The organism is Lacibacterium aquatile (assembly GCF_042683105.1).
In the GTDB taxonomy this organism is placed as follows: Bacteria; Pseudomonadota; Alphaproteobacteria; order Elsterales; family Elsteraceae; genus Lacibacterium; species Lacibacterium aquatile.
Genome location: NZ_JBHUIP010000014.1, coordinates 114,168 through 139,199, shown reverse-complemented (window position 1 = coordinate 139,199; position 25,032 = coordinate 114,168). Strand labels below are relative to the sequence as shown.

The window sequence follows — 25,032 nt, the reverse complement described above, 5'->3', positions numbered from 1 at the left end:
GGATTCCAAAGGCATCTACCACTTACGACCTGCCGGGCTTATAATCGGCGGGTTTGATCCGTTTTCGAAAGGTCCGCGATATGTCTGCCGGTTCCCCCATCCGCCCCGTAGTCCTGTGCATTCTGGACGGCTGGGGGCTGCGCAAGGAAACCGACAACAACGCTATCGCCCTCGCCAACCTGCCGAATTTCCGCCGCATGATGGCGACCAGCCCGACCGGCACCTTGAATGCGTCCGAGCGCCATGTCGGTCTGCCGGAAGGCCAGATGGGTAATTCGGAAGTCGGCCATATGAACCTGGGCGCGGGCCGCATCGTGGTGCCGGAGCTGCCGAAGATCGATAATGCCATCATCGACAAGTCGATTTTCGCCAAGCCCGAACTGGCGGCTTTTGTCTCCGGCCTCCAGGCCAATGGCGGCACCGCCCATCTGCTGGGCCTGATGTCCGATGGCGGCGTCCATAGCCATCAGGACCATATGATCGCGCTCGCCCGCCATATCGCGGGTCAGGGCGTCAAGGTCGCCCTGCATCTTTTCACCGACGGTCGCGACACCCCGCCGCAAAGCGCTCAGGGCTTCCTGACTGCCTTTGGCCAAGGCCTGGCCGGAGTGGAAGGCATCACCATCGCCACCGTCGCCGGGCGTTTCTTCGCCATGGATCGCGACAAGCGTTGGGAGCGGGTGCAAGCCTCCTATGACGCGATCGTCGCAGCCAAGGGGCGCTCGGCAGCGACAGCTACTGAAGCGATTTCCACGGGCTATGCCGCTGGCGAGACGGACGAATTCATTCAGCCGACCGTCGTCGGCGACTATACCGGGTTCAAGGACGGCGACGGGCTGTTCATGACCAATTTCCGTGCCGACCGGGCGCGTGAGATCCTGTCAGCCATGCTCGACCCTGCTTTCGACGGCTTCGTGCGGGAGCGTAAACTGTCGATCCCCAATGCCCTCGGCATGGTGGAATATTCCAGCCAGCATTCCGCCTGGCTCACCACGATGTATCCGCCCCAGGAAATCCCCAATACGCTGGGCGAGATCGTCTCCAAGGCTGGCAAGAAGCAGCTCCGTATCGCCGAGACCGAGAAATATGCCCACGTCACCTTCTTCTTCAATGGCGGGGCCGAGACGGTCTATCCGGGTGAAGAGCGCATCCTAGTCCCCAGCCCCAAGGTCAAGACCTACGACATGCAGCCCGAGATGTCGGCGGGCATCGTGACCGAGAAACTGACCGGCGCCATTCGCGCGGGCACGTTCGATCTGATCATCTGCAACTTCGCCAATCCCGATATGGTCGGCCATTCCGGCATCCTGGAAGCCGCGATCAAGGCGGTCGAAGCCGTTGACGTCGCCATCGGCGAGGTCGAGGCCGCCGTCAAGGAAGTGGGCGGCGCTCTGCTGGTCACGGCCGATCATGGCAATGTCGAGCAGATGATCGACCCCATCACCGGCGAACCCCATACCGCCCATACGCTCAATCTGGTGCCGACCGTCCTGGTCAATGGACCTGATTGGGTGAAGGGACTCGCGCCCGGACGTCTCGCTGATGTGGCCCCCACGCTGCTGGCCCTGATGGGTCTCCCGCAGCCCGAAGAAATGACGGGCAATTCTTTGCTGTCCGCCGAACCCATCGCCCAAGCAGCGGAATAGTCGCGCCCCATGCGTTTCCTGGTCCCGCTGTCGGCAGCGATCCTGATAGCGGCAGCCTTTCCGGCTGCCGCACAGGAACAATCGCCCGAAGCCCGGCAGCAGGAACTGAAGCGCCTGGAGAATGACCTCGCCAATTCGCGCGAGCGCCATGCCACTATCGAGCGTCAGCAGAAAGAGCTGGAAGCCGAGATCGACAATCTGCGCGATCAGCTGGTGCTCGCCGGACGGTCGGCCACGGAGAATGAAACCGCGCTCTCCTCGCTCGAAGTCGCCCTCGCCGATCTGCAACGGGACGCGGGGAGCAAACGCGAAGCGTTGAGCGCACGGCGCGGCGAACTGATCGAGCTGGCTGCCGCCGCCCAGCGCCTCGCACTTCACCCGCCTGAAACCATGATCCTGCTGCCCCAGGCGCCGGATACGACCATCCGCACAGCCCTGGCCCTGCAAGGCGCCATTCCGACCCTCGATGCCCGCATGAACGCCCTGAAAGACGATCTGGCAGAACTGAGCCGGGTTGAGGTGGAAGTGCGCCGTCAACGCGACAAGGTCGATGCCTCGATCCGGGGCCTTGCCAAGGAGCGCGGGTCAATCGCGGGGCTGTTGAAGCGCAAACAGGATCTTGAAAAGAAGCTGTCGGTCGAAGAAAAAAAGTCCGAACAACGCATCGCGGCGCTGACCGACAACGCAAAAGACTTGCGCGAACTGATCGAAAAACTGATCGCGGAACGAATTGCTGAAGAAAAAAGACGCCAGGAAGAAGCAGCCCGACGGGCCGCTCAACGGCTTCCGGCAGTCGCCCGGCCAGACCTTGGCGACGCTGTTATTGCGCGGGATGCAAGCCGCACAATGCCCGCTTCAGGCAGGATTACTGCGGGTTTCGGACAGGCAGACACCCTGGGTTCGACCACCCGTGGCATCTCGATCTCCACCCGTCCGGAGGCCACCATTGTTGCGCCATCATCGGGACGAATTTTATTCGCTGGCCCTTTCAGGGGTTACGGCCTGATCTTGATTGTGGAACATAGCGATGGATATCATAGTTTGCTTGCAGGTTTAGGCCGCATCGACACATCAGTCGGCAAAGCGGTCAAGACCGGCGAACCGGTTGGGGCGATGGGCGCCGCCAGCAAGGACGACACAGGTCTTTACTACGAGCTGCGCCGCAATGGTCAACCGACCGACCCGCGGCCGTGGATCGCGGCCCAAAGGGCGAGATAGGAGTTTTCATGGGTCATCGTCGAAGCCTTATGTCCTCGAGCGCATTGAAGCGCGGCGCCGCCATCGCGGTTCTGGTCGCCTTGGGCGCGGTCGGTGGACAGCTTCTGACCCCGACAGTCGTCGAGGCACAGAACAAGACCTCCGAAACCTATCGCCAGCTCGACCTGTTCAGTCAGGTGTTCGAGCGGGTGCGCGCCGACTATGTCGACAAGGTCACGGACGAGCAGCTGATCGAAGCTGCCGTGAATGGGATGCTCACGTCGCTGGACCCGCACTCCAGCTACATGAACCCGAAAAATTACAAGGACATGCAGGTCCAGACCCAGGGCGAATTCGGCGGCCTGGGGATCGAAGTGTCGATGGAGCAAGGCTTCGTGAAGGTCGTGTCGCCGATTGACGATACGCCTGCCAGTCGCGCGGGGCTGAAACCCGGTGACTTCATCACCCACCTCAATGGCGAATCGCTGCAGGGCCTTGCCCTTAACGAAGCGGTCGAAAAGATGCGTGGCCCGATCAACAGCGAGATCAAAGTCACGATCCGCCGTGAAGGCCGCGAGCCGTTCGACGTGTCGCTGCAGCGCGCCGCCATCAAGATCGAAAGCGTTCGCGGGCGTCTGGAGGGCGAGGATATCGCCTATGTCCGCATCACGACCTTCAGCCAGCAGACCGACAGCGGCCTGCGCAAGACTTTCGACCGGATCAAGGAACAGTCCAAGGGCAAGCTCAAGGGCCTCGTCCTCGACCTGCGCCGCAATCCGGGCGGTCTGCTCGATCAGGCAGTTGCCGTGTCGGACGACTTCCTGACCCAGGGCGAGATCGTTTCGACCTCTTCGCCGCGTCGCCCGGAAGCCGCCCAGCGCTACAACGCCAAGCCGGACGACATCACCGGCGGTCTGCCCATCGTGGTACTGATCGACGATGGCTCGGCCTCGGCCTCGGAAATCGTTGCAGGTGCCCTGCAGGATCACCGCCGTGCTGTCGTCATGGGGACCAAGAGCTTCGGTAAAGGCTCGGTTCAGACGATCATGCCGCTGGGTTCGGGCAATGGCGCCATGCGCCTGACCACCGCGCTCTACTACACGCCCTCGGGCCGCTCGATCCAGGCCAAGGGGATCGAGCCGGACATCGTCGTGAATGCGGCGAAGGTCGAAGCGGTCAACACCGGCGAGCGTCGCTCGGAAGCTTCCCTGCGCGGTGCGATCCGCAATCCGAACGAAACCCCAGCCTCTGGCGCAGCACCGATCCAGCCGGTCACCCCGACCGAGCAGGCACCGCTGGTGCTGGGTTCCGCCGAGGACTACCAACTTGCCCGCGCGGTCGACCTTATCCGGGCGATCTCGCTTTACACCAACCGTACTCCGGCGAACTGATCCATGGCGGCTGCGAAATCGAGCACGGCACTGACCACAGCGTGGTTGATGCTTATTGCGGCCTGCGCTGGCGCAGCCGCCTGGATCTTCGATGCCGGGCGCTTCCGCCCGCGTATCAGCCTCAATGTGCCTCGGGTGGAGATCACCCTGCCCGAGGCGGACCTTTCGAAGGTTGCAGGCGCCAAGGCTCCGGCGCCCGGCGAAACTGCAACCGCTCCGACATCGCAGGCGGCTGCAACCACCGCCCCGGTTTCAGCCGATCCGACTCCGAAGCCGACCGAAGTGGCGCTGGCTCCGGTCGATCCCGCCCTGACCGAGCCCTCGGCCTATGGTGGCGATCTGCCCAAGATGTCGGCTGATCACACGAAGCAGCCCTGGAAGCTGTATGCCGGGCATTTCGATGCCAGCGACCCCCGCCCCCGTATCGCCGTGGTCATGACGCAGCTCGGCCTGTCGCGGGAAACCACGGACAAGGCGATCACCGAGCTTCCGGCCGGTGTCTCCTTCTCCTACAGCCCCTATTCGCCCGGCCTGCCCACCTGGGTCAGCCGTGCACGCGCTTTTGGGCATGAAGCCTGGCTCGATCTGGCGTTCGAGCCGCAGGATTTCCCGACCAACGATCCCGGTCCCGCGACCTTGCTGCTGGATCTCTCTCCGACCGATAACATTGCCCGCATGGAATGGGTTCTGGCCCGCGCCCCTGCCGTCGTCGGTGTGTTGGCGCGCCATGGCGAACGGATGCTGGGGTCAGATCAGGCCATGGCACCGCTGGCCAAATCCCTGCGCGAGCGTGGTCTCGCCTGGATCGACAACCGTGCGGTCGGTCGTCCGGCCATGGTTCGGCTGACCCGCGATTTCGCCCTCCCCTTCGGCTATACCGACATCATCGTCAGTGACGCCGAGATGCTGCCCGATGCTCTGCATACCGTTGAAAGTCTGGCCGGAGGTCGCGGGACGGCTGTCCTGGCGGTAGACGCCTCCATGGGCGCCATCGAACGGCTGAAACCGTGGCTGGAAACGTTGGAGGCAAAGGGCTTCGCCCTGGCCCCTGCTACCTCCGCCATTAATCGCCAACTCGAACGGTTCGCTGTCGCCACCCAATGAGCGATCTTCCTTACCGTCTGGGGGTCGGCATCATCCTCATGAATGCCGAGGGCCTGATCTTTGTGGCCGAGCGGATCGACACGCCCGGTGCATGGCAAATGCCCCAGGGCGGCATCGATGCGGGCGAGGATCCCCTCCCCGCCGCCTTCCGTGAACTCGAAGAAGAAACCGGCACATCCAAGGCCGAGCTGCTGGTGGAAAGCCGGGGCTGGCTTGCCTATGACCTGCCGGAGGAGATCCGCGGCAAGGTCTGGAAAGGCCGCTATCGCGGGCAGAAACAGAAGTGGTTCCTGTTCCGCTTCACCGGGTCGGATAGCGATATAGATATCGCAACCGAACACCCGGAATTCAGCGCCTGGAAATGGGCGCCGCCCCATCTGCTGCCGGAAATGATCGTCGGCTTCAAACAGGACCTCTATCGGCAGGTCGTGGCAGAATTCCTGCCGCATTTTGTGAAAGCCTGACAGAAATGCGCCCCTTCATCCCCAAACGATACGAGGCCTATGCCTTCGGCTTCCTGCTGTCCGGCATGATGTCCGCTGTCGTCTCGCTGATTGCGACTTTGCGCGCAGTGGGCCTTACAGCTGAGGTACCGCACCTTTGGCTCACCTCCTGGCCGATAGCCTGGGCAGTCGCTTTCCCGACCGTGCTGGTGGTGGCGCCGACCGTGCGCAAGATCCTCGCCCGGATCGTCCGGCAGTCCTGAGTTTCCGTCGCCCATGCGCTATCTGAGCCTCCTGCGGCGCCATCGCAATTTCCGCCTGCTGGCCCTTTCCCAGATTCCGGCCGACTTCTCAGATTGGCTCGATTTTGTCGCCATCGGCGTTCTTCTCGGCTTCGTCTGGCAGGCCGATGCCGCGACTTTCGCCTGGCTAGGCGTCGCCATGGCCCTGCCTTATGTCGTCCTGGGTCCCATCGCAGGAGCCCTCGTCGATCGCTGGCCCGTCCGCCCCGTCCTGATCGGCAGCAATGGGCTGCGGGCGCTGGCGACCTTTCTGCTGTTTCTGGCGCCGAGTATTCCGGTCCTGCTGGGCCTGATCTTACTGCGCAACTGTTTCGATGTGTTCTACGGTCCGGCCAAGCAGGTCGCGATCACCGGCTTTGTCCCCGAAGAAGACCGCCTTCCCGCCAATGGCCTCAGCTATGCGATCAAGCAGGCATCGAAAGTTCTAGGCCCATCGCTGGGTTCGGCCCTGCTGCTGATCCTGGAGCCGCGCAGCCTCTTTCTCCTCAATGGTTGCCTCGGTCTTGCATCCGCCGTGATCCTCCTACGCCTGACAGCCACTCCCGCCAGTCTTGCCACCGGAGAGACGACACCCTCGCTGTGGGCCCATATCATCGATGGCCTCCGGTTCATCGGCTCCAAGCCCATCCTGATCGTGAGCCTGCTGATGATGTCCGGCGGCTTCGCCGCCATCTTCCTCTATGATCTCTTCATTGCGATTCTGGCCAATGAGCTTGGCTTTTCCAAAGAGATCTACGGTCTGTCGATGGTCGCTGTCGGGATCGGCGGCGTTATCGGCGCCCTGGGCATCGGCCTCGTCAACCTGGAACGGCACAGTCTTTTGGCCATCATCATCGGTGCGTTCCTGACCGGCGGACTGTTGATCCTGCTCGGCGGCGGCCCCGATTACGGCATGCCGATGCCTGCGGCCCTGTTCCTCGCGATCTTCGCCGGACTGGGCCTGTCGACATCCTTTGTCATGGTCCCCTTCCGCACCCTGTTGCAGCGGGAGGCGGGCGCCGACCATATCGGCCGGGTTTCGGCGGTTGGCGAGACTCTCGACACGCTCGCGATCCTGGGCGCGCCTTTCCTGGGCGCCTTGATCGCCAAAGCCTATGGCACCGGCGCCAGCTTCGTTGCGGGCGGCATGCTGATGCTGATCCTGGGTCTCTTCGCCCTTCTCGGCACCTTCCGCCGCCGGACTTAACCGGCTTCGGCTGAAGGCTGACACAAGGCGAGCAGGACCCCGATCCCCAGAATTGCCGCCGATGTTGCCAGGACCACATCGGTCGACCCGAAGATATCGCCCAAGGTGCCGGTCAGCACCGGCCCCACCACCTGCCCCACCCCGAAGACAACTGTGAAGTGGCTGACCCAGCGTGGCCAATCTTCGGCCGGGCGCATGGCTCGCACGATGGCGGTCGTCGCGGCCACCACCGCCAGGAAAGAGCCCCCGAACAGGATAGCGGAAGCAACAAGCGGCACCGGCGACAAGCCTGCCAGAGGCAAGGCGGCCCCCAGGGATGTCAGAGCCAGGGCAGCAGCCAGCGGGCGGCCGTTCCGGCTGTTCTGCAGCGCCTTCGCCCAGGGCCAGGCCGCCAGCATGGTGGCGATCCCCAGCAGGCACCAGAAGCCAGTGGTCATATCGGCAGATAGGCCCGACCGACGCAGGGCGGCGATGATAAAGGTCATATAGCCGATGTAGCCCATGGCGAAACAGGCATAGGCGGCAAGGGAGAAACTCAAGGATACCGGCCGCTGTGCGCCGCCCTTGGCCGGAGCCTGCGCCTCAACCTTGGTACGGGTACCGAGCGCCGCGCCACAGGCCGCCACCAGGGCCAACAGCCCAAGCCCCACCCAGGCAGTCCGCCACCCAAAGCTCAGCAGTTCCGGGATTGCCAGTCCGCCCAGCAAAATGCCGACGCCCGGCCCCGCGTAAAACAGCCCGATCGCCAATCCGCCCTTTGCCCCCAGGCCGGCCGCCAGTCGCGCGGTCAACACACCACCGGCAACGAAGCACCAGGCGCCCGTGACCCCTGGCAGCAATCGAAGCAGCAGCAGGCTCGCCAGCCCTCCACCCAGCGCCGTCAAGGCAACCGTCGCCGCCGTCCCCAAGGCGCCAGCAATGAAGACACGGGTCAGTCCGAAACGATTGGCAAGAGGTCCGGCGCTTAAGGCACCCAGCAGATAGCCTGCAGCGTTGGCACCGTTCAACCCACCGATAGCGGCATAGGAGAGATCGAGATCCGCCTGCATCGCAGGGACCAGCAAGGCATAGGCGAAACGGGCAAACCCCAGGGCAACAGCCCCCGCCAGCCCCAGCAGGGCAGCGGCGACCAGCGCCTTACGCGGTGATTCATTCATGACCAGAGAGAAATCCCTTCCCGTTCCAACGCCCGCTGTACGCTTGGCCGCACTTCCACCCGCCGCGCCCAGTCGGTCAGGGTGTCCGAAACCGGTATCCCGATCCGATTGGCCCACCGGAAAAAGACGATGCCATAGGCATCGGCCAGGGTGAATGCCTCGCCCGCAAGCCAGCCCTGCGTGCCTAAGCGTTCGGCGAAACGCTCGTAGACTGGTGGCAGCTGCGCCCGGGCTGCGGCCGACAAAGCCCCGCGCCTCTCTTCCTCCGCAAACATCCGGCCTGGCCGCCAAAGCGCACCATAGAGGGGATGCACCGTGCTGGAGAGCCAAGCCAGAGTCTCCAGCATTCTATCCGCCTGTTTTGGTATCAGACCGGCCTCAGGATATCGCAGCGCCAGGGAAATCAGAATCGCGGTCGCTTCGGTCAGGACCGAACCATCCTCCTCCAGCGCAGGAAGGCGGCCCGCAGGATTGATCGTCAGGTAGGGAGCCGCCAGATGCTCCCCTTGGCCAATGTCCACCCGCTGCGCTTCGAAGGGGATCGCGATCTCCTCCAGAACGATATGGCAGGCCAACGAACAGGCGCCGGGGGAATAATAGAGCTTCATTGGCCGTCACCTTTGAATTCCAACGATGGGAGAAAGGGCGACAATAGAGGCGGGAGACCATATTCTGCAGCGAATTCCCTTGATCAGAGAGATCAATGAAATCGATGGCTAAATTCTCGGATTGGCTTCCCCCGCTCCAATGTCTGCGGGCCTTTTCCGTCGTCGTCCGCACCGGGAATATCTCGCTGGCCGCGCGCGAGCTACAACTCACCAACAGCGCCATCAGCCATCATCTCTCGCAGCTGGAAGCCTGGCTCGGCGTCCAGCTTTTTGAGCGCCACCGCCGGGGCGTGCGTCCCAGTGAAGCCGCGTTGCTGCTGGCGGGGGAAGTGGACGAGAGTCTGCAGAATCTGCGATCCGCCCTGGCCAGGGCGCGGCAGACACAACGACAAGCGCTGACTTTGACTCTTCTGCCCGCTTTGGCCCAACGCTGGTTGCTGCCGCGACTGGGTGACTTTGCCGAACGGTTCCCGGACCTGGACCTCAGGCTGGTACCGGCGGCGCAGTTGGTGGACCTGGAACGCCAGGGCATCGATCTGGCCTTACGATACGGACCCGGCGACTGGCCGGGCGTGAAGGCCGACCATCTAAGCGACGAATGGCTGTTCCCCGTGGCACGGCCCGATCTAGCGCAATCATTGGCTGATCCGGAAGCCATCGCCGCCGCGCCTCTGATCCGCAATCCAAGCCAGCCCTGGCATCCCTGGTTTATGGCCGCCGGGTTGACCGGGCACCAGGAACCGGATCGAGGGCTTATCATCCATGATGCGGGCATGGCGCTGGACCTTGCCCTACAGGGCCAGGGGGTCGCTTTGGCACGCAGCCGTCTGGTGGAAGGAGAACTGGCGCGGGGGCAACTGGCGCGCCTGTCGACCGTCGCCGCCCGCGATTCCTATGGTTATTACGCCGTTACCGCCTCCAGCACTCATCCAGCCCTACCGGCAGTCATTGACTGGCTGAAGCAGGCATTTAATGAGAGTCAGCCCGCGAACCTTGCGCGATAGGCAGCGGGACTGGTGGCGAGCCGCTGGCGGAAATGATGGCGCAACGTCGCGGTAGACCCGAAGCCGCAGGCAGCCGCGATATCCTCGATGCTCCGCTGGCCACCCTCCAGCAGCGCACGGGCATGGGAGAGGCGCTCGTTCAGCAGCCATTCGCCAGGCGTGGTGCCGGTGGTGGACTTGAAACGCCGCAGGAAGGTACGCTGGCTCATGCCCGCGTCCTGCGCCATCCCGGCGATATTGAGATCCTGATCGAGCGAGCGGCGCATGCGGTCCAGCAACGGTCCCAAGCGCTGCCCCTCCCGCACCGTCGGCACCGGCCGTTCGATGAATTGCGCCTGCCCGCCTTCGCGATGGGGCGGCACCACCAGACGCCGCGCGACGGCATTGGCAAACTCGGTCCCGAAATCCCGCCGCACCAGATGCAGACCTAGGTCGATCCCCGCCGCGCTGCCCGCCGAGGTCAGCAACTGGCCTTCGTCGACATAAAGGACGTCGGGCGCGACCTCGATGGCCGGATAGGCTGCCTTCAGCCGGTCGATATAGCGCCAATGGGTCGTCGCCCGCCGACCATCCAGCAGACCCGTGGCAGCCAGGGCAAAGACACCCGAGCAGATCGTCATGATCCGCGCGCCGCGCCCATGGGCAGCCCGCAGAGCCGTGCTCAGCACCTCCGGCACCGGAACATCAACGCCTTTCCAGCCAGGAATAACGATGGTTCCGGCCTCCGCCAGCAGATCCAGTCCGCCGTCGGCCACCACCCGAACACCGCCGGTCGCCCGCATCGGGCCTTCGTCGAGGCCCGCCACCGCAAAACGATACCAATTCGGCCCCATCTCCGGTCGGGACAGGCCAAAGAGTTCGACCGCGACCCCGAATTCGAAGGTACAGAGCCCGTCATAAGCCAGGGTGACGACCAGCGGATTGGCAATGGATGTTTCGATTGGCATGATCTTGACGCTACACGGCAATCACGCCACTTTCCAGCCTCATCGTCTCGCCGTAGCTTTTCCTCATCACCAACCGATGGAGGCTAGAGATGGCCAGTTCCGTGACGCAGATCCCCGCCGCCAATGCAGCAGTTGCCGCCGCCCATTTCGCCGCCCGCCTGTCGCTTGAAACCGACTGTTCGGACGTGGAAGCCGCCATGCGGGCGGGCGAGATGGATTTTGTGCTGCTCGACGTGCGCGGCCCGATTTCCTACGCCAAGGCTCATGTGCCGGGTGCGATCAACCTGCCCCACCGCAAGATCACGACCGAAGCTCTCGCCGCCTACCCTGCCGATACGGTTTTTGTCGTCTATTGCGCCGGTCCGCACTGCAATGGCGGTGACCGGGGCGCGATGAACCTGGCCAAGCTGGGTCGCCCGGTGAAGCTGATGATCGGCGGCATGACTGGCTGGGCCGATGAAGGCTTCAGCTTTGTAGCCGGCGAGGAACCGGGCAAGCTGGCCGCTTAAGACGCTCTCGGAGATCCCGTCATCCTGGACTTGTCCGGGATCTTGGGTGGAAAAGCTCCGTCGCTCCCTCGACGCGGCTCGACTACACGAGACCCCGGATCAAGTCCGGGGTGACGGGGCCTTTATCGGACCCGACCTTATGTCGCCTTTTCGGGCTTCCCATTGTTAAGCTTTGGCGGCTGTGGTTGTTGCCGCTGCGGCGTAGGAGCCTGCGGCGCCATATTATCCGGCTGCCCGGCTTTCTTAAGGATCAGCACTTCAGGCGCGACGACATTCTGATTGGCAACCGCCCAGCGCCCCAGCAACTGCCCCTTCGGGTCCTTGCGATAGAGCACCACCTGCTGCGCTGCCGGGACCGATACCGCCATGACATCGCCATCTACGATGCCAAGGCCCCGGTACTGCTGGTTCTTGATGACCCAGAGGATCTGATAGACTTCGCCGGTCTTGCCGATATAGGCCATGCCGGCGTAACCCGTGCCCCGGTCGGGATTGCCGCCGCGCACCTCGTAGGTGCCTTCGAACGCAAGAGCCGGTGCGGCGATCAGCAGGAAAACGGCAGCAAGCAGGGTGCGCATGGGGACCTCCTCGGGGGTTGCCCCATCCTAACTGCTGGGGCTGCCCGCCGTCACCCATAAGACTTACCCGACGTTCAACAACCGCTCGTCCAGCGGCGTGAAGACGGCCTTCTTTTCCTCCGGCGTCAGCAGGCGCCAGGCGCCCTCCTCCAGCCCGTCGAGCGTGATGCCGCCGATGCCGACGCGGCGCAGCTTCTCCACGTGATTGCCGACCGCCGCCAACATCCGGCGCGCCTGGTGATAGCGACCCTCGGTCAGCACCAGCCGCACCTTTTTCTCCCCGATCGGCACCAGCTTGGCCGGGACGCAGGGCTTAGTCTCGTTCTTCAGCATCAGGGTGCCGCTGGCCAGCGTCTCGATCTCGCCACCCTCAAGCGGGCGGGCCAGATCGGCTTCATAGAGCTTTTCGACCGAGCTTTTGGGCGAGATGACCTTATGCAAGAACTGCCCGTCATCGGTCAGCAGCAGCAGGCCGGAGGTGTCCTTATCCAGACGGCCGATGCTGGCGAGCACCGGGCTGCGATGGCGGAAACGATGGGGTAGCAGTTCATAGATCAATCGCCCGCCGGGATCGTCGGTCGAACAGATGAAGCCTTCGGGCTTGTGCAGCACGATGACCGAACCTTCAGCGGGATCCAGCGGTTTGCCGTCCAGCAAAACTCGGCTGTGCTCCACCCGGTCATCGCCATAGAGGCGTTCGCCGTCGATATCCGTGACGCGCTCCTCGATGAACAGCCGTTCAACTTCGCGGCGCGAGCCATAACCAAGGCCACCCATCATCTTCAACAGCTTTTCAGGACGGCTCATGCCTTCACTCCCGTCAGGACTTTGTACCCGCCCGCATCGGCCAGCATCGCAACGTCTTTCAGATATTCCCCCATGATGCGTTCGTAAGGAAGCGAGCGATTCGCCACCAGCATCAATCGCCCACCCGGCGCCAGCGCGCCCGCTGCCGTGCGGATGAAGCCCTGCCCCAGATCGACCCGCCGCGCCTGCCCCTCGTGGAACGGCGGATTGGAGAAGATGAGGTCATAGGTCCCGTCGAGCCCGCCCATCACATCGCGCCACAGCACGCGTGCCGGGCGCCCGACATTATGACCCGCCAAGGCGACAGCACGCGCATCGGCGTCATAGAGATCCAGCACGGCCAGGTCATTAGTTTTTCTAATGACCTCGCGAGCCAAGAAGCCCCAACCACAGCCGATATCCGCCACTCGACCGGAAATTTTCTCAGGCAGACACTCTGCCAATAGAGCCGAACCGGGATCGACCCGGTCCCAGGCGAAAAGCCCAGGCTGGCTCGTCACGCTACCATCCAGGATCGGCGCAGGGGCCGCTGCCTGCTCCCAGGTCTTGGCCAGCGCCATGTCGAAATCATCGGTCCGGCGCCCCCAGGCGACACGGGCCTTATGTTTCGACACGCTCTCGCTATTGCCCAGCAGATCGGTCAGATCGCGGGCGAACCGTCCGGCCCCAGCCGTATTCGGGGCTGCCAGCAGAACCAGTCCACCCGGCACCACCGCTTCGGCAGCTGTCGCGAGATCGCCGAGGGCGCGGTCGCGCTGCTTGGCCGGAAACACCAGAGCCGCTGCCAGAGGCTCGTTCAACCAAGCCGACAGATGCAGTTGGCTCGCGGTGGGCTGCCAGTCCTGGCGCACACGGATCCGTTCCTGCGGGATCGAGCGCAGCAGGGCGTGGGGCACCGCGCCATCGATCAGGATCAGCCCTTCCTTGGGCAGCACAATTGCGCCCTGGTCCAATGCCCAAAGCGTCGCGTCAAAAGCTTCAATACTCAAATTCGTTCCGCCAGTACGTCCGGTATCGGCCCGCCAGTCGCCCAGTCGAGCAGTTCGACGGTATGAACCACAGGAAGGGCCTTACTGTGAAGCTGGGTAATGCAGCCGATATTTCCAGTGGCGACAAAATCCGGTGTCGTCTTGGCGATATTGCCGAGCTTGCGAGCCTTGAGCTGGGAAGCAATATCAGGCTGAAGCAGATTGTAGGTGCCCGCCGACCCGCAGCACAGATGTCCTTCCGGCACTTCCTGCACCTGGAAGCCCGCCGCCTTCAATAGGGCTGGCGGCTGTGTCTTCAGGCGCTGGCCATGCTGCATCGAGCAGGCGGAGTGATAGGCGACCCGTTGACCGGTTGGGATTGTCGGCTCCTGCAGGCCAAGCTCGCTCATGACCTCCACGATATCCTTGGCCAAGGCAGCGATCTGCTCGGCCCGGCTTGCCCACTCAGGCTCGGACCGCAACATGAAGCCATAGTCTTTTACCGTCGTCCCGCAACCCGAGGCATTGATGACGATGGCATCGAGACCGCCATTCGCGATCTCTGCTTCCCAGGCGACGATATTAGCCTTCACGAAGCCCATCGCGGCTTCTTCCTGGCCAAGATGATGGTTGAGCGACCCGCAGCAGCCTTGCCCCGGCGGCACCACCACCTCGACCCCATGGCGATTGAGCAGGCGGATGGTGGCGTCGTTAATGCTGGGCGCCAGCACCTTCTGGGCGCAGCCGGTCAGCATCGCTACGCGCTTCTTGCGGTTCTGCACCGGATAACTGCCCGGATGTTCGCTGCGTGAGCGGTCGGCAGGCGCCTGAGCCAGACGCAGCATCGCGCCCAGCCGTCCCGGCAGCCAGGACAGGAAGGGCCGTACCGGCGCAGCGCCTAACAGGGCAAGACGGAACAGCATCGGGCGCGGTAGCAACCAGCCCAGCAGCTTACGCAAGGAGCGATCCAGGAGCGGTCGTTTGTAATGTTCTTCGATATGCGCCCGCGCGTGATCGACCAGATGCATGTAATGCACGCCCGAAGGACAGGTGGTCATGCAGGAGAGGCAAGACAGGCAGCGGTCCACATGCTTGACGGTGCTCTCCGGCACCGGCTCGTCTTCAGCCTCCAGCATGCCCTTGATCAGGTAGATGCGGCCGCGCGGACTGTCGAGTTCATCACCCAGCAGGGTGTAGGTCGGGCAGGTCGCCGTACAGAATCCGCAATGCACGCAGGTGCGCAGGATCTTCTCGGACGCAGCCACATCAGGATCGGCAAGCTGGGTCAGGCTGAAGGTGGTCTGCATGGGTTAGTGACCCTTACTTTTGTCATCCCGGACTTGATCTGGGATCCGGCCGAAAGCTGTTGCAGCGTGTCGCCGCAGGAGAATGGCCACTCCGGCGGCCGGATCCCGGCTCAGAGGCCGGGATGACAGTTTCTTTTGGGCGCACAGATCCATCACCCCATCCTTCCCGGATTGAAGATGCCGAGTGGGTCGAAGCTGGCCTTCACGCGGGCGGCCAGTGGCGCCAGAGCGCCCTGCGGCTGAAACACGGGCACGCTCGCCCGAATAGCGTCCGGCGCCCGTACCAGGGTCGCATGCCCTTTACCCGCCACCGCTGCCCGCACCCGCGCAGCACCGCCATCGGCTTCACCCGGTGCAAGACCCAACCAGATAAGTCCGCCGCCCCAGTCGAACCAGGCGACTTCATGGGCGCCGACAGCTTTCAGAACTTCCGCCCCTTCCATAGGCGCGACAGACAAGCGCCAGAGGATTAGGTCCGGCTTACCCACCAGGGGCGCCGCATCGCTGATGTGCTGCCAGAGGTCGCCACCTGACATCGGATCCATGGAGCCAAAGGCCTTCAACTCTTCCGCCAATACCGATGCACGGGCTTTGACCGAGGCCTCGAAGCCTTCCAGGCGTACCGCGACTTTCGGCCCGCCCAATCCAAACAGATCCTGCGGCAGATAAGCAGCACCCGAGACCTCATGCGCACTTCCCAACGCCAGACTCATGGCGGAGAAGGCAACCGACTCATCGATAGGATCGATCAGTAGGGTTGTCGCGGTCTCGGGCCGCGGCAGAGTCTTGATCGTCGCTTCGGTTAGCAGCGCTAGGGTGCCGAAAGATCCCGCCAGCAGCTTGGGCAGATCATAGCCAGTGACATTCTTCACCACCTTACCGCCCGCCTTGAAGATCTCGCCCTTGCCGTTGACGCCGGTGAAGCCCAGGAAATGATCGCGGACGCTACCCGCCGAGATGCGGCGCGATCCGGCTGTCGCCGTCATCAGCAAACCGCCCAGCGTTCCCTCGCCCGCCGGTTTACCGTAGAGCGGGCCATGGTCGGGGATCTCGAATGCCAGATGCTGCCCCGCCTGATCCAGGGCCGCCCGCAAGGCTCTGATGGTGGTCCCGGGCCCGGCGGTCATCACCAGTTCTTCAGGCTGGTAATCCGCGATTCCGGCAAAACCGGCGAGACTGACCGGACGACCGGTAACCTGATGGCCAAGCCCCTCGCGGGTACCGGTACCGGAAACAGCCAGCGGCTTTGCTTCCTTGACCAGGGCCACAAGGTCCGCCGCGTCGCGCGGCTGATCTATTTTACTCATGAGTCGCTCGCGGCCTCTAGAAACGCGGCAGATCGGGATGCGGCAGCGCGCCTCCCGAAACTTTCATCCACCCGGCATCGGCACAGCGCGCCAGTTGCGGAAAGACCTTGCCGGGATTAAGCAGACTGTCCGGATCGAAGGCGCATTTCACCGCCAGTTGCTGATCGAGGTCGGTCTCGTTGAACATCGTCGGCATCAGGTCGCGCTTCTCGATCCCCACCCCATGTTCGCCGGTAAGAACTCCGCCAACCTCGACACACAGGCGCAGGATATCGGCGCCAAAGGCCTCGGCCTTCTCGGTATCGCCGGGCTTATTGGCGTCGAACATGATCAGGGGGTGCAGATTGCCGTCGCCCGCATGGAAGACATTGGCAAGCCGCAGGCCATGTTGCACAGACAGTTCGCTCATCCGCCGCAGCACTTCGGGCAGGCGGCGGCGCGGGATGGTGCCATCCATACAGATATAGTCCGGGGAAATGCGGCCGATGGCAGGGAAAGCAGCCTTGCGTCCAGCCCAGAAATTGGCCCGCTCTGCCTCCGAGGTCGAGACGCGGTTATAGCTCGCGCCCCGGTCGGCCGCGATCTTGGACACCCGCTCGATCAGCATATCCACCTCGACCGGCGGGCCATCCAGCTCGACGATCAGCAGCGCTTCGACATCCAGCGGATAGCCCGCATTGACGAAGGCTTCGGTGCAGTGGATCGCGGGCTTGTCCATGATCTCCATGCCGCCTGGAATGATCCCCGCCGCGATGACCGCCGCGACGCAATCGCCCGCGGCCTCCGATGTCGGGAAGCCCAGCAGCACGGCCCGGGCGGTCGCGGGCTTGGCCAGCAGTCGCACCGTCACCTCGGTCACCACGCCCAGCAGCCCCTCGGACCCGGTCAGCAGGCCCATGATGTCGTAGCCACCGGCTTCGAGATGCTTGCCACCCACCCGCAGGACTTCGCCCTCGATAGTCACGAACTCCAGACCCAGCAGGTTATTGGTGGTCAGACCGTATTTCAGGCAATGCACACCACCCGAATTCTCCGCCACATTACCGCCGATAGAGCAGGCGATCTGGGAGGAGGGATCGGGTGCGTAATAGAAACCGGCATGGGCCACGGCCTGGGAAATCGCCAGATTGGTCACCCCTGGCTGCACCCGGGCGCAGCGGTTGGGCAAATCGACTTCCAGGATCTTATTGAGCTTGCCCAGCCCCAGGATGATCCCATCGGCCAGCGGCAGCGCACCGCCGGAAAGCCCGGTACCGGAGCCACGCGGCACGACCTTGACCTTGTTCTCATGGCAATAGCGCAGAACGGCCGCCACCTCGGCGGTCGAACGCGGCAAGGTCACCGCCAGCGGTACCTGACGGTAGGCCGTCAGCCCGTCGCTTTCATAGGCCTTGAGCGCCGCCCCATCGACCACGACACAGCCCGGCGGCAGCAATGCTTCCAGATCCGCCGCGATCTCAGCACGGCGCGCCAGCAGCCCCTCGTCCGGCGGCGGCATCTCCATAGGCCTGGTCCCTTCCCAAGATTCTCTTTTTCTTGCATCCACCATAGCGGCTGCATGACAGCTACGCCAAGCCTGGAAGCTGATGGGATTTGACGGGAGACGAAGGCCGGAGAGTTACTCCGCCGCTTCCAGCACTTGGGTCAGGACGTCGGCCAGCGTCCAGCGGTCCAGGTCGGCAGCAAGCGCGGCATTGGCCTGATCGGTGATGACCTCCAGCGTGCCACACATGGTCTTGCCGACCATGCAGTCCTGGTTGGTGCCGTCATGGAGCGCAAAGGCGCCGTCGGGTTCGACCAGCCGATACACCTCGCCCAGGCGAATCTGCGGGGCAGGACGCCCCAGGACGAAGCCGCCCTTGGGACCGGCGATGGAAGACACGAGACCAGCCTCACGCAGGGTGCCGAGCAGGCGGCGAATCACGACCGGGTTGGTGCCGACCGAACGGGCAATCCAATCCGAGCAGGACGGCGCATCACACTTGGAGGTGTGATCACCCTGCTTTTCGGCATAGGCCTTTTCCTTCGCGATCACCGCCAGCGCGTGAACGGCGACGGCAAATCGGCTACTGCTGCGTCCGGCCATCTGAGGCTTCCCCTACAACTGTAACTGATTTAATGCGCCATTGTACGCGCATCAAGGGCTTTTGACCAACTAGAGAGAATTGCCAGCAGCGGGAGGCATTTCCCGAAACAAAACAAACCCCGCCGGGTTGGGGCGGGGTTTGTTTTGAAACAGGCAGGCCGACCGAAGCCGACCTCCGTCTTCATTAGCCCTGGCGGGCCTTGAAGCGCGGGTTCTGCTTGTTGATCACGTAAACGCGGCCCTTGCGGCGAACGATACGGCACGCCTTGTGGCGCGTCTTCATGGACTTAAGCGAATTGACGATCTTCATGATAGGCCCTAGCCGAGATTGGGTCACACGTTATGAGGCGCGCACCCTACCGATGCGCCCGCGATGAGTCAACTACCGAAAGGCATGAAAGCGATAGACGACGAGGCTGCCCGCATCCAGGCACCGCCGGAAGGCCGCCCAACGTTCGGCTTCGCTGGCCACCGCCTTCAACAGATGACGGGGAATGGCGCCTTTTTCGAGCTTCTCCGACAGGCCGACCCAGGCCTGCACGATCATGTCGCGGTAGCGGTCGGTGATGTCGGCGGCGATCCGCACGTCCATCCCCTCGCCCTGCAGCGTGTCGGTCGTCTGTGCCAACGACCAGGGGGTCGGGCGCGGCGTCTCATAGGCGTACCAGGCTTCCATATCGGCGGTGACAGCACCTGCCCGCGTCACCAGGAAGTCGGTGAAGATCAGTTGGCCGCGCGGCTTCAGCCCGGAAACGATGGAGTTATAGAGCCGGGCCTTGTCGGGGACGAGATAGAACATCTCCCGCGCGAAAACGCAGTCGAAGCCGCCTTCCTTCAATTCGAACTCGTTGGGATCGTAGGTACGGACCGGCGACTTCTTGTCCAGATCCTGACGGGTGGAGCGCGCTTGCCCATCCTTGGCAAGATCGGGATCGGGTTCGAGGCTGGTGACCCAGGTGCCGTTACGACGGCGCAATTCGCGCCCGGTAGCACCGACACGGGCAGCCAGATCAACAATGTTGGTTTCGGAATTGATCCCGACGGGATTGAGCAGTTCCATCGAGAAATTGAGATTGCCCGGCCCGAGGTTTTCCTCGCCCCAGATCTGCTCGGCAGCTTCGATGCGGGAAATGGGCCAGAGTTTGCCCGGCTCCTCCGCCATCATCATATGCGGCTGATCCGGCGCCAGATCGGTCAGCAATAAGGGCTCTTCCTCCTCGGGAAGCGCCTCTACGACCGGCTTCTTTTTACGCCCGAACAACCCCATTCCATCCCCCAACGCAAGGCATGCCTGACCCCCAGCATACCGCAAATATCATGTCTTCCCGTAACAGTGCCGTTTTTTGCCTGTAGCATGCAAGCTTCTGAACGCCGCAGCGGCTTGGGCGGTTCCTCAACCGGGAACGAGGCGCCCCGGCCAATCGACGATATGGGAGGGCCAGTCCTCCGCGTCGGTCACTTCTTCTTCCGACACAACCCTGCCGCGCGCCGAGAAGCCCGCCGTTACCACCGTCTCCGGATCGCCCGAGATCAGGGGATGCCACCAAGGAAGATCTTGCCGTTCCGACACCAGCCGATAGGCGCAGGAGGGCGGCATAAAATAGAGGTCGTCGATATTCTTGGCCGACACCTTCACGCAGTCCGGCACCTCGGCGAAGCGATTGTCGTAGTCCTTGCATTGGCAGCTGTGACCATCAAGCAGCTTGCAGGCGATATCGGTGAACTCGACGATCCCCGTCGGCTGCCCGTCATCATCCTCATATTCCAGCTTGGCAAGGCAGCATTTCCCGCAGCCATCGCACAGGGCTTCCCATTCGTCGGGCGACATTTCCAGCAATGTCTTGCTCTTCCAGAACGGCTGGGCAGCCATCGGTGACGGACTCCGGGACAGAATGGGGTTATGGCGCTGAAAGTAGTCACCGCAAGCCGCGCGTCAAGGTTTCCTTGCAGCCTTGCCCGCCCTCCCCTATTCCTGCCGCCATGATCGAAACCGATATTCTGGTGATCGGGGCAGGCGCCGCCGGTCTTATGTGTGCGGCTATCGCGGGGCAACGCGGGCGACGGGTCATGCTTGTCGACCATAACGAAGCCCCCGGCGCCAAGATCCTGATCTCGGGCGGCGGGCGCTGCAACTTCACCAACCTCGATATTCAGCCCGACCGCTTCCTGAGCGCCAACGCGCATTTCGCCAAGTCGGCGCTGGCCCGCTATAAGGCGACCGACTTCATCGCGTTGATCGAACGCCATGGGATTGCTTACCACGAGAAAACTCTGGGGCAGCTTTTCTGCGACGGTTCGGCCAAGCAGATCGTCGCCATGCTGATGAAAGAGGCCAAGGCCGGTAACGTCGATTGCCGCTTTAGCGTCAAGGTCGAGGATATCCAGAAGCCGGACCGCTTTCTGATCTCCACCAGCCAGGGGCCGATTACGGCGGATGCCGTCGTGCTGGCCTGTGGCGGCCTGTCGATCCCCAAGCTTGGTGCCAGCGATTTTGCCTATCGTACCGCCAAGCGCTTTGGCATGAAGCTGATTGAGCCACGCCCCGGCCTTGTCCCGCTGACCGCAGGCCCTGCAGATATCGACTGGATGCGCAGCATCACCGGCACCGCGCTCCCCTGCATCGCATCCACCGGCAAGCGCCGCTTTCCCGAGGCCATGCTTTTTACGCACAAGGGCGTCTCCGGCCCGGCCATCCTGCAGATCTCCTCATATCTGCCCCCCAGCGGCGGAAGCATCACGATGGATTGGCTGGCAGGTAGCGGCGATGGGCGCGAGTGGCTGCTGGATGCCAAGCGCGACAGGCCCAAGACCAGCCTCAAGACCCTGCTGGCCGAACGCCTGCCCGCGCGTCTTGCAACTCTGCTGGTCGAAAAATTTGTCGAAGACGGCAAGCTCGCCGATCTGTCGGATAAGAAGCTGCTGGCCCTCGCAGATCGTCTCCAGGCATGGCCTTTCGCGCCGGACGGCACCGAAGGCTTCGCCAAGGCTGAGGTCACCTTGGGCGGTATCGATACCGATGCCCTCTCATCCAAGACCATGGAGGCTAAAAAGATCCCCGGCCTCTATGCCATCGGCGAGGCGGTCGATGTGACCGGCTGGCTCGGTGGCTATAATTTCCAATGGGCCTGGTCGAGCGGCTGGGTCGCCGGGATGTCGGCTTGAACCGGCAGCAACACGGACTTTAAGGACAGGAACTGACCCGATGATGAAACCCGGCGAGATGATCCCCCTCGAGATGCTGGAGTTCCTGGCGCAGAAGCGGCGGATCACCTCCTTCTCAAGCGGCGCGGATTTCGACGGGCATGCCCTGCTGCTGAAGTTCGCCATCGAGGATGGATCGGCTTTGACGGTGCATATCGCAGCGCCCCTGGCTCGGGATATTCTGGGTCGCGGCGAACATGCCGCCAAACATTTCAAATGGGTCGATCAGCGCCCGAAGATGCCGCCGCACCTTAAGCGTTTTTACGCCGAACGGCCGGATGTGGGTCCAGAAGACTGGCAGGGACGCGCCAGCGATGGTCGCCCCCATACCGCCCAAGCCCATCAGCTCGACACGTTCGGCAACGGCATGATCTGGACGATGTGGTTTTCTGCCGACCGCCCGACCCTGATCTGGATCGACCCGGAATTCATGTTCGAACTGATGGATCTGATCGACGGGATGCTGACGCGCGGCGATCTCAAGGGCTAACCTGGGCCGTGGACAACAAGCTTCTGATCGCGGGCGCGATCCTTGCCCTCATCGGCGCCGGCTATCTGTTGTCGCTCCGCAAGCCGGCGCCGGCATCCGAGACACCGCGCAAAAGCCTGGGCCCGCCACAGGGAAGACTGAACCATATCTTCCTCAATGCCCGGGATGTTGGGGCGATGGCCCAACGCATTCTGGATCTGATCGCAACGGACCAGCGCGAGGTCCTGACCTTTTTCTATACGCCGCCGGTCTTCTTCGAGCTGGATGATCTCGAGGATCTGCATGCGGACCCCGCCGTCTCGCAGGCCGCCCGGAATCTCCATGCGTACGCCCGGCAGACATTGAGCATCTTCAACATCAGCAGCGACTGCGATGATCGCGGCATACTCTTCGTCCCGAATACGGCCCCAAATCGGGCTGTGATCGCCGATTATTATCGGCGCCTGCTGGATCTCAGCACGGCGGCAAAGGATTGCCTGCACCCCCATGCCACTATCGCCGAGGACCATCAGCACGGGCAGCGCCCGTTCGATTAAGTGTTCACGTTAACGATTAAATAATTAGTTCGTTAAAAAACTCACAACAATTACTAACGCGGCATAAACAGTTAATTTTAGAGAGTTTTGCGATAAAAAAGCGAATTTTGATTTCAAGAAAATAGTTCTTATGCTGCTTCTCGAAACCAGGAGAAGCCTTGATGTATCGTCGCAGCGACCAGTTCAAGCCGGACAAGCAGCCAGTTATTCACAACAACCGCTCGAAGAATACCTCTCCGACCAATAATACTGGTTCTAAGGAAGACGGCTCGGGATCGCGCCTGCGGTCAGCCATCTCGGGTTTCTCCATCTTCGACGACGCAGAAACCGATACGCCTGCGCAGAAGGTCGCTCCACCGGCCCCCGCCAGAAAGCCCGGCCCTGGATATCAGCCCCCCTTTTCCGAAGCACGTCGCACGATGCAGAAGATCGTCGCGATCGCCATCGGCCTTTCGTCGATGCCCATCATCTACGTCTTCGCCAAGGCCCTGTCGGCGAACATCATGAAGATGGCGCCGATTCACTGACGCGGGAGCAGACAGGTCCCCGGGGATGAGATGGCGGGTAAACGCCACCCCATCCTTTTTCAATATCACGCGGTGGCTATTCTCAGGTTCCCAGGCCTCCGGCCACGTCGATCACGCCGCCGCTCATATAGCCCCCATGTGGCCCCGCCAAGAAACTGACGACGGCGGAGACTTCCTCTAGCGTTGCAATGCGACGGATCAGATGCAGATCCATGACGGCGTCGGGCAGGTTGTCGCGCACATCCGCCGCCATATCCGTCGGCATGATGCCGGGTTGAACCACATTCACCGTAATGTTGCGCGAGCCTAGATCGCGGGCGACGCCCCGCGCATATCCGGCAATTGCAGCCTTGGTTCCCGAATAATCGGCGACGCCGGGAAACGGCACTCGGGTCCCGAGGAGCGAGCCGATGAAGATGATCCGGCCACCATCGGGCAGGACCGAGGCTGCGGCACGGGTCGTCGCGACCGCCCCCATCACATTGACCTGCCATTGGCGATCGAGATTGACCGTATCGAGGTCGGGATCGTCGACCGTCTTCCCCTGTACGGCGATGGCCGCATTATTGATCAGCACGTCGAGCTTGCCGAAATGCGCCACCACCTTGTCGACCAGCGGCTTGGCGGCGGCCATATCCGCCTGATCGCTCTGGATCGCGAGCGCTCGCACGCCCTTCGCCTTCAGTTTCTCAACCACGGCTTCGGCCTTTTCAGCCGATGCGACATAGCTGATCGCGACATCAGCGCCCTGGTCGGCAAGCGCCTCCGCCACCGCAGCCCCTAGACCACGCGAGCCGCCGGTAACGAGCGCGACCTTGCCCTTCATTAAGTTCAACATGGAAAGCCCTTTTCTGTGAACGAACAAGGCATCGCCGCATCCCGGTGAGCGGCAAAACCAATTTCATAACGATCATTACTATATCGATAGGTATGAAATTGGACATCGGCTGTCAATGGGTTTAATAATGATCGTTATGAAACAGGAGAAATTCAGCTGATGGGCCGTCCCCGCGCATTTGACGAGGAGAAAGTGCTCGACGCCGCGCTCTGCGTTTTCTGGCGCAAGGGGTACGAGGGCGCGTCCTACGCAGACCTGACCGAGGCCGCTGGAGTGGAGCGGCCCGCGCTCTATTCTGCGTTCGGCAACAAGGAGGCGCTCTTCCGCCTGGCCCTGGTCCGCTATTACGAGCGCTACCTGGACTATGTTCCGAAGGCGCTCGATCTGCCGACGGCGCGCGAGACAGTCGCCCATATCCTCTACAGCGCCATCGACCTGAACACGCGCTACCCCGACCATACGGGCTGCCTGGGCATCAATGGAGTCCTGGCGGGATCGGATGAGGCCGAGCCCGTGCGGCAAGCGCTGGTAGAGGCCCGCGCGGCGGGTCAGGCGCAGCTTCGGGAGCGGTTCGAAAAGGCTAGGATCGAGGGCGACCTGCCCGAAACCGCCAAGCCCGATGTCCTGGCAGCCTTCGTGATGGCAGTGCTGCACGGCATGGCGGTCCAGGCCAAAGCAGGCTTCAGCAGCGATGTGCTGAAAGCCGTGGCAGAGCAGGCACTCGCCTCGTGGCCGACCGGAAGCGCGGGCGCTTGAGTACCCTGATCGGTATCCACCGAGAAGAACTGCGGCTTGCACTGGTGCCGGACAACTCGACCTGTCGTCGATCCTTCTTCCCATTCCGTGAACTGTGAGGAAGAGTCACAAAAAAACTCGCGTTCCACGTTTTGGGG

28 protein-coding genes are annotated in these 25,032 nt (G+C 62.7%); 14 read left to right on the top strand and 14 right to left on the bottom strand.

Features of this window, described 5'->3' with window-relative positions; all coding sequences use genetic code 11:
- The first annotated feature begins 80 nt into the window (after window positions 1-80).
- Genes gpmI through ACFSM5_RS17725 form a run of 7 tightly spaced genes read left to right on the top strand, consistent with a single transcriptional unit; the run spans window position 81 to window position 7,269 of the window.
- Window positions 81-1,646 carry a 2,3-bisphosphoglycerate-independent phosphoglycerate mutase gene (gene gpmI / locus ACFSM5_RS17755; protein ID WP_379877874.1) on the top strand — a complete coding sequence of 522 codons (1,566 nt, stop codon included), beginning with the start codon at window positions 81-83 and terminating at the stop codon, window positions 1,644-1,646.
- 9 nt (window positions 1,647-1,655) lie between these two features.
- On the top strand, window positions 1,656-2,864 hold the full coding sequence (locus ACFSM5_RS17750; protein ID WP_379877873.1) for a murein hydrolase activator EnvC family protein: 1,209 nt from the start codon (window positions 1,656-1,658) through the stop codon (window positions 2,862-2,864).
- 8 nt (window positions 2,865-2,872) lie between these two features.
- Window positions 2,873-4,234, top strand: coding sequence for a S41 family peptidase (locus ACFSM5_RS17745; protein WP_379877872.1), 1,362 nt, complete (start codon window positions 2,873-2,875; stop codon window positions 4,232-4,234).
- A gap of 3 nt (window positions 4,235-4,237) precedes the next feature.
- A complete protein-coding gene (locus tag ACFSM5_RS17740) occupies window positions 4,238-5,338 on the top strand; it encodes a divergent polysaccharide deacetylase family protein (RefSeq protein ID WP_379877871.1) in 1,101 nt (366 codons plus the stop codon).
- Window positions 5,335-5,802 (top strand): RNA pyrophosphohydrolase, encoded by a 468-nt coding sequence (locus tag ACFSM5_RS17735; RefSeq protein ID WP_379877870.1) that lies wholly within the window; start codon window positions 5,335-5,337, stop codon window positions 5,800-5,802. Before ACFSM5_RS17740 ends, ACFSM5_RS17735 begins: the two co-directional genes overlap by 4 nt.
- Before the next feature lie 5 nt (window positions 5,803-5,807).
- Window positions 5,808-6,044 (top strand): DUF2798 domain-containing protein, encoded by a 237-nt coding sequence (locus tag ACFSM5_RS17730; RefSeq protein WP_379877869.1) that lies wholly within the window; start codon window positions 5,808-5,810, stop codon window positions 6,042-6,044.
- Window positions 6,045-6,057: 13 nt separating this feature from the next.
- A complete protein-coding gene (locus tag ACFSM5_RS17725; protein ID WP_379877868.1) occupies window positions 6,058-7,269 on the top strand; it encodes an MFS transporter in 1,212 nt (403 codons plus the stop codon).
- On the opposite strand, the gene ACFSM5_RS17720 is transcribed toward ACFSM5_RS17725, so the two are convergent.
- Both ACFSM5_RS17720 and ACFSM5_RS17715 read right to left on the bottom strand, forming a co-directional pair.
- Window positions 7,266-8,426 carry a YbfB/YjiJ family MFS transporter gene (locus ACFSM5_RS17720; RefSeq protein ID WP_379877867.1) on the bottom strand — a complete coding sequence of 387 codons (1,161 nt, stop codon included), beginning with the start codon at window positions 8,424-8,426 and terminating at the stop codon, window positions 7,266-7,268. The genes ACFSM5_RS17725 and ACFSM5_RS17720 overlap by 4 nt on opposite strands.
- Entirely contained in the window at window positions 8,423-9,034 is a 612-nt protein-coding gene (locus tag ACFSM5_RS17715; protein WP_379877866.1) for a glutathione S-transferase family protein, read from the bottom strand. The genes ACFSM5_RS17720 and ACFSM5_RS17715 overlap by 4 nt, the downstream gene beginning before the upstream one ends.
- 104 nt (window positions 9,035-9,138) lie before the next feature.
- Here ACFSM5_RS17715 and ACFSM5_RS17710 point away from each other — a divergent pair, with 104 nt between their 5' ends.
- Window positions 9,139-10,038, top strand: coding sequence for a LysR substrate-binding domain-containing protein (locus tag ACFSM5_RS17710; protein WP_379877865.1), 900 nt, complete (start codon window positions 9,139-9,141; stop codon window positions 10,036-10,038).
- Here the strand turns inward: ACFSM5_RS17710 and ftrA are convergent.
- Complete coding sequence (ftrA, locus tag ACFSM5_RS17705) at window positions 10,014-10,985, bottom strand: transcriptional regulator FtrA (RefSeq protein ID WP_379877864.1); 972 nt, start codon at window positions 10,983-10,985, stop codon at window positions 10,014-10,016. The two genes, ACFSM5_RS17710 and ftrA, sit on opposite strands and share 25 nt — an antisense overlap.
- Window positions 10,986-11,074: 89 nt before the next feature.
- Between ftrA and ACFSM5_RS17700 the strand changes: the two genes are divergently transcribed.
- Window positions 11,075-11,494: a rhodanese-like domain-containing protein gene (locus tag ACFSM5_RS17700; protein ID WP_379877863.1), complete on the top strand. Its 420-nt coding sequence runs from the start codon at window positions 11,075-11,077 to the stop codon at window positions 11,492-11,494.
- 137 nt (window positions 11,495-11,631) lie between these two features.
- On the opposite strand, the gene ACFSM5_RS17695 is transcribed toward ACFSM5_RS17700, so the two are convergent.
- From ACFSM5_RS17695 to ACFSM5_RS17650, 10 genes are all read right to left on the bottom strand, one after another.
- The gene (locus ACFSM5_RS17695) at window positions 11,632-12,072 is read right to left on the bottom strand and encodes a hypothetical protein (protein WP_379877862.1); all 441 of its coding nucleotides are present in this window, start codon (window positions 12,070-12,072) and stop codon (window positions 11,632-11,634) included.
- A gap of 63 nt (window positions 12,073-12,135) precedes the next feature.
- Window positions 12,136-12,879 carry a pseudouridine synthase gene (locus tag ACFSM5_RS17690; RefSeq protein ID WP_379877861.1) on the bottom strand — a complete coding sequence of 248 codons (744 nt, stop codon included), beginning with the start codon at window positions 12,877-12,879 and terminating at the stop codon, window positions 12,136-12,138.
- On the bottom strand, window positions 12,876-13,868 hold the full coding sequence (locus ACFSM5_RS17685) for a class I SAM-dependent methyltransferase (protein WP_379877860.1): 993 nt from the start codon (window positions 13,866-13,868) through the stop codon (window positions 12,876-12,878). The genes ACFSM5_RS17690 and ACFSM5_RS17685 overlap by 4 nt, the downstream gene beginning before the upstream one ends.
- Window positions 13,865-15,154 carry a glycolate oxidase subunit GlcF gene (gene glcF / locus ACFSM5_RS17680; protein WP_379877859.1) on the bottom strand — a complete coding sequence of 430 codons (1,290 nt, stop codon included), beginning with the start codon at window positions 15,152-15,154 and terminating at the stop codon, window positions 13,865-13,867. Before glcF ends, ACFSM5_RS17685 begins: the two co-directional genes overlap by 4 nt.
- A gap of 152 nt (window positions 15,155-15,306) precedes the next feature.
- Entirely contained in the window at window positions 15,307-16,461 is a 1,155-nt protein-coding gene (locus ACFSM5_RS17675) for an FAD-binding protein (protein ID WP_379877858.1), read from the bottom strand.
- A gap of 16 nt (window positions 16,462-16,477) precedes the next feature.
- Window positions 16,478-17,965 (bottom strand): FAD-linked oxidase C-terminal domain-containing protein, encoded by a 1,488-nt coding sequence (locus ACFSM5_RS17670; RefSeq protein ID WP_379877856.1) that lies wholly within the window; start codon window positions 17,963-17,965, stop codon window positions 16,478-16,480.
- A 114-nt stretch (window positions 17,966-18,079) separates the two neighbouring features.
- On the bottom strand, window positions 18,080-18,547 hold the full coding sequence (locus tag ACFSM5_RS17665) for an Rrf2 family transcriptional regulator (protein WP_379877855.1): 468 nt from the start codon (window positions 18,545-18,547) through the stop codon (window positions 18,080-18,082).
- 184 nt (window positions 18,548-18,731) lie between these two features.
- On the bottom strand, window positions 18,732-18,857 hold the full coding sequence (gene ykgO / locus ACFSM5_RS17660) for a type B 50S ribosomal protein L36 (RefSeq protein ID WP_084627548.1): 126 nt from the start codon (window positions 18,855-18,857) through the stop codon (window positions 18,732-18,734).
- 72 nt (window positions 18,858-18,929) lie between these two features.
- A complete protein-coding gene (locus ACFSM5_RS17655) occupies window positions 18,930-19,814 on the bottom strand; it encodes a class I SAM-dependent methyltransferase (RefSeq protein WP_379877853.1) in 885 nt (294 codons plus the stop codon).
- Between the two features lie 126 nt (window positions 19,815-19,940).
- Entirely contained in the window at window positions 19,941-20,417 is a 477-nt protein-coding gene (locus tag ACFSM5_RS17650; protein WP_379877852.1) for a YcgN family cysteine cluster protein, read from the bottom strand.
- Window positions 20,418-20,419: 2 nt separating this feature from the next.
- Between ACFSM5_RS17650 and ACFSM5_RS17645 the strand changes: the two genes are divergently transcribed.
- The 4 genes from ACFSM5_RS17645 to ACFSM5_RS17630 all read left to right on the top strand — a co-directional run bounded on the left by ACFSM5_RS17645 (window position 20,420) and on the right by ACFSM5_RS17630 (window position 23,301).
- Window positions 20,420-21,709, top strand: a complete 1,290-nt coding sequence (locus tag ACFSM5_RS17645; protein ID WP_417498530.1) for a BaiN/RdsA family NAD(P)/FAD-dependent oxidoreductase — start codon at window positions 20,420-20,422, stop codon at window positions 21,707-21,709.
- 40 nt (window positions 21,710-21,749) lie between these two features.
- On the top strand, window positions 21,750-22,238 hold the full coding sequence (locus ACFSM5_RS17640) for a hypothetical protein (RefSeq protein ID WP_379877851.1): 489 nt from the start codon (window positions 21,750-21,752) through the stop codon (window positions 22,236-22,238).
- 8 nt (window positions 22,239-22,246) lie between these two features.
- Entirely contained in the window at window positions 22,247-22,774 is a 528-nt protein-coding gene (locus ACFSM5_RS17635) for a hypothetical protein (RefSeq protein WP_379877850.1), read from the top strand.
- Between the two features lie 161 nt (window positions 22,775-22,935).
- Window positions 22,936-23,301: a hypothetical protein gene (locus ACFSM5_RS17630; protein ID WP_379877849.1), complete on the top strand. Its 366-nt coding sequence runs from the start codon at window positions 22,936-22,938 to the stop codon at window positions 23,299-23,301.
- Window positions 23,302-23,383: 82 nt separating this feature from the next.
- On the opposite strand, the gene ACFSM5_RS17625 is transcribed toward ACFSM5_RS17630, so the two are convergent.
- Window positions 23,384-24,139: an SDR family NAD(P)-dependent oxidoreductase gene (locus tag ACFSM5_RS17625; protein ID WP_379877848.1), complete on the bottom strand. Its 756-nt coding sequence runs from the start codon at window positions 24,137-24,139 to the stop codon at window positions 23,384-23,386.
- Window positions 24,140-24,298: 159 nt separating this feature from the next.
- Here ACFSM5_RS17625 and ACFSM5_RS17620 point away from each other — a divergent pair, with 159 nt between their 5' ends.
- Window positions 24,299-24,895: a TetR/AcrR family transcriptional regulator gene (locus ACFSM5_RS17620; protein WP_379877847.1), complete on the top strand. Its 597-nt coding sequence runs from the start codon at window positions 24,299-24,301 to the stop codon at window positions 24,893-24,895.
- The last annotated feature ends 137 nt before the right edge of the window (window positions 24,896-25,032 follow it).